Source organism: Methylobacterium sp. E-016 (assembly GCF_022829745.1).
In the GTDB taxonomy this organism is placed as follows: Bacteria; Pseudomonadota; Alphaproteobacteria; order Rhizobiales; family Beijerinckiaceae; genus Methylobacterium.
The window spans coordinates 1-3,416 of sequence record NZ_JAKSYF010000146.1; the positions used below are offsets into that span (position 1 = coordinate 1).

2 protein-coding genes and 1 pseudogene are annotated in these 3,416 nt (G+C 52.9%); all 3 read right to left on the minus strand.

From position 1 onward, the window contains the following. Window positions 1-206 precede the first annotated feature (206 nt). Window positions 207-491, minus strand: coding sequence for a hypothetical protein (locus MKK68_RS21845; protein ID WP_147858491.1), 285 nt, complete (start codon window positions 489-491; stop codon window positions 207-209). Window positions 492-963: 472 nt separating this feature from the next. Next, window positions 964-1,896 carry a hypothetical protein gene (locus MKK68_RS21850; protein ID WP_244032918.1) on the minus strand — a complete coding sequence of 311 codons (933 nt, stop codon included), beginning with the start codon at window positions 1,894-1,896 and terminating at the stop codon, window positions 964-966. 823 nt (window positions 1,897-2,719) lie between these two features. Continuing rightward, window positions 2,720-3,228 (minus strand): annotated as a pseudogene (locus MKK68_RS21855) (transposase); the annotation flags it as partial. Window positions 3,229-3,416: the final 188 nt, after the last annotated feature.

Below are 3,416 nucleotides of genomic sequence, written 5' to 3' on the forward strand. Positions count from 1 at the left end.
ATCCGCGACGAGTGCTTCGAGCCGAAGGCGATCCGAGGTGGAGAGCGTGAAAGAGATGCCACTGCGCATCCCGCCAGACTCGCAGGATGGGGCGCAAACCGAAACCCCACACGGACTCAACCGTCAGGGCTCAACCACTAGCGGTGTGAAGCGGGCGGATGCTCGCCGGATGGCGGTTCAGGGATTTTGGACGGTACGGGCAGCCGTCACGTCCGCCCGCGACTGTTCAGCCGCGCGCAGCGCCGCCTTTTACGGGTGATGCCTTGCCTGGCGAAGATTCGAGCCAGCGCGCCTGTGCTGGTTGCCACGCCCTGCACGGCCCGGGCATCGCGCAGTTCGTCCAGACAGATCGCAGGATGCGCTTCGTAAGTTGCTTGGATCGGATCGGCTTGGACCTCGATGGCCTGCGAGCGCCGATCGCTGCGCTGCGCCCACGATGCGATCTGTCCCTCCTCCCGCACGCGCTTCGCCCAGCGGCTGGCACGCGACACGCTGACTTCGAAGCGGGCGGCGGAGCCATGGCAGGTCGCGCCTCCCCGTCAGGGTCTCAACAACCCGCTCGCGCAGATTGATCAACAGGGATGACGGCATCGGAAACGCTCCTCAGCCCATCAACGCCTTACCCAAAAACCCGCCGCCAACCGACGGGGCGTAGATCTCAGCTCCAGCAGGCAACGACAAATAAAACCGGTTATCGATGGGCATATTTCTATATCCCAAGATCGAACACGCCGTATTATATTTCTACTCCATCTGAAAGATAAATAATATCGTTGAAAGCACTGACTTGACCTTAAGTATCGAATCAATAATTTCACAGATAGTTTTGTTAAAAGGTGTTTGATTGTTAATAATTTTTAACTAGGAACGATCTCAGTCTATTGGAGATTTGTAATAAAAATCAACTGTGCTGGTCGGAAAGTATGATATCCTTAAGTCTTGGCGATAACGATGTCGCGTTGTTTATTTCGATTCTCGATCCCGAATTGGGTTGGGATCACTTCCAAGCACGAATTTTCCATTGGGCGATCGGTTGAAAAGTCTCGCAAGCATTTCGAGAACGAGAAATGATCCGCAGCCCCTGACGTTATCATCCGAAGCGCCGTCCATGTAGAAATCCAAAGCACCGAACTGGATCCCGCTAAAGGTCGCCTTATTCGATTTATTGATTTGCAATCTAGCGCTATACGAATTGCTTCCAGAACTCAGCAATCGAGTAAGGTACATCCTTACCATCCCATAAGGACTGCACTTGACCGCCTTTCTTCGATACATCTTGTATCGACTGAGAATCAGAGACGGAATATGGTGTATGAATTGTATACCAGTCTTTATTTCTATATCATAATTTTGAGTATTTTCTGCAAAATATTTAATGTTCCTTCGGATGTTGTTGCTAACGTTTTTTACATAATGATTCCATGTCGGCCATTGAGAAAAATCCACCGCTTCGACGACATGGTCATGGACTTCGATAATATAAGCTCCTCGAATACACTCAATCTCGCCTTCGCGCGGATCTTCTAGATTGAAACGTGACCCATAAACGTATCGTCCGTCACCCAGAGCTTCAAGAGCCATTCTCATAGCCTCACTCCAAAGATGCTCATGCCCTTGAAGGAGACAAATTCCCGGGTGAAACTTTAGGTTCCTAAAACCTTTTGTGATCAAAAATTGGCCGATTTTCTTTTTCGTTCCTGATTCATCGTTGGTCCAAATATCAAATCTTTGAATACGAAAAACTCCCTGCTCCAATGCTGCCGTGACTTGTGCGTGCCGAATGGTTGCCTGATAGGTCGCCCCGCACGCCATTGCGAACTCGTCGAACAGATCTTCAGTCACGGTTGATTTTACAACAAAAATGTCAGGTTTTTTATTATAGACTCTATGGTACATATCGCACCTCATTTATCGATTTACATGCGATCGACTAAACTGCTACAGCGGTTGACAGCTTAATAGATCCTTGATAATAAGTCGCACTCCTGAAGCCCAATTTTCAGCTCAATAGTTTTGGTAAAATTATTTTTAGCTGACGCTGGAACTGTGTCGAATCTTTTGATGTGCTAGAATGCGTTCAAATACGCGCCCAATACAGTATTTACAACCAAAGCAAACAGGCTATTTGTAGATTGCTTGGCTCGTTGGTGGATTTCCAGATCCGCAATCGGAGCGCTCTTTGTGGGATGCCTTCAATTTTCCCGTTGAGGTATAACGCAATCTTCAGAGCGGCGTAAACAGTTTAAGGCATCTTCGCAGTGAACTAACGCCGCATGGAGATCTCGGATTTGCCCTTTCATAGGGGGGCAGCTTCGTCAATCACCCGACGCCATCAATGCAGGAAAGGCTCGAATGAAGCATCCAGGGTTTACGATCTGATTGAACCATACTTGCATCTGTCGGAGAACGGCGACCCGCGGGTGAAGCTCGCTTCCTGGATAAGATTCGAAATTTGGCCTGTCCCCTGAATGTCCATCTTCCTCAAGGTATGGCTTTAAGCCATGCGGAAGCGAATTTGCACCCACGGCTGCCGCTCGGCCGAACGGGACGCAGATCGGGAAGTTGACGTCCCAGGTATAGGGCAAATTAGGCTCGTTCGATGCATGCGTCATCGACTCGTGCAACGAGACTTCGTCCCGACGCGAGAAAATGGTTCGCTCAGAGAAAACGCTGACGAAGACCGTCAATCCTTCATGTTGTCTCAGCTCTGGAGCTTGGTGGCTTGCATGGCCTCCGCCAGCCGCCCGACCGGGGCGCAGTCGTCGGCGTCGGCGGGCGTGACGCGCAGGGCCAGAAGGTGGCCAAGCGTCTCGACGGCCAAGCGGATCTGGAGCTTTTCTTGCGCTTGGCTTCATCGTAGCCGGCCCGCGCGCCACTCTCGAGCATCGAGCGCAGGGTCCGGCCGTCGAGAATGGCGGCACTTGGTTCTGAATTGGGGCCGGTGACGAGGCGCGGCAGCGTACGGGATTCGTCGGCGAGTTGCTCGAAGCAGCCGGCCGCCAGCCAGCGCCGCGCTTGCTCGTAGACGGCTTACCAAAGTGGCAGATCGTGGGGCATCCACCGCCACGGTGCCCCTTGTCTTCATCACGTGGCGCAGGCCGTCGAACACCTCGCGCAAGCCGTGCTCGCCTTGCCCCGCATCCTCACGCAACAGCGTCGGTACGAGACGACCAGCGCCCATTCGTCATCGGAGACATCGGATGGGTAGGATCTGCGTGAAGAGGTCATGCCCCTTCATCTGGTATTTCCGAATGACGGTCCATAACAGCCTCCAGACGTAACCGGGGCAGATCACCGGGCGGTCATGCTGTTGCGGCGTTTCTGACAAGGTCCGGCAGGGGCGGGACGGTTGCGCTGTCTGGGATGCCGAGGCGATCGCCGAGGTATCGGAAGAACGAGACGTCGAGCTTGGCGCA

What these genes read in the sequence shown, in the direction of transcription:
- MKK68_RS21850 (WP_244032918.1), bottom strand. Translation starts at nt 1,896, where the DNA reads ATGTACCATAGAGTCTATAATAAAAAACCTGACATTTTTGTTGTAAAA.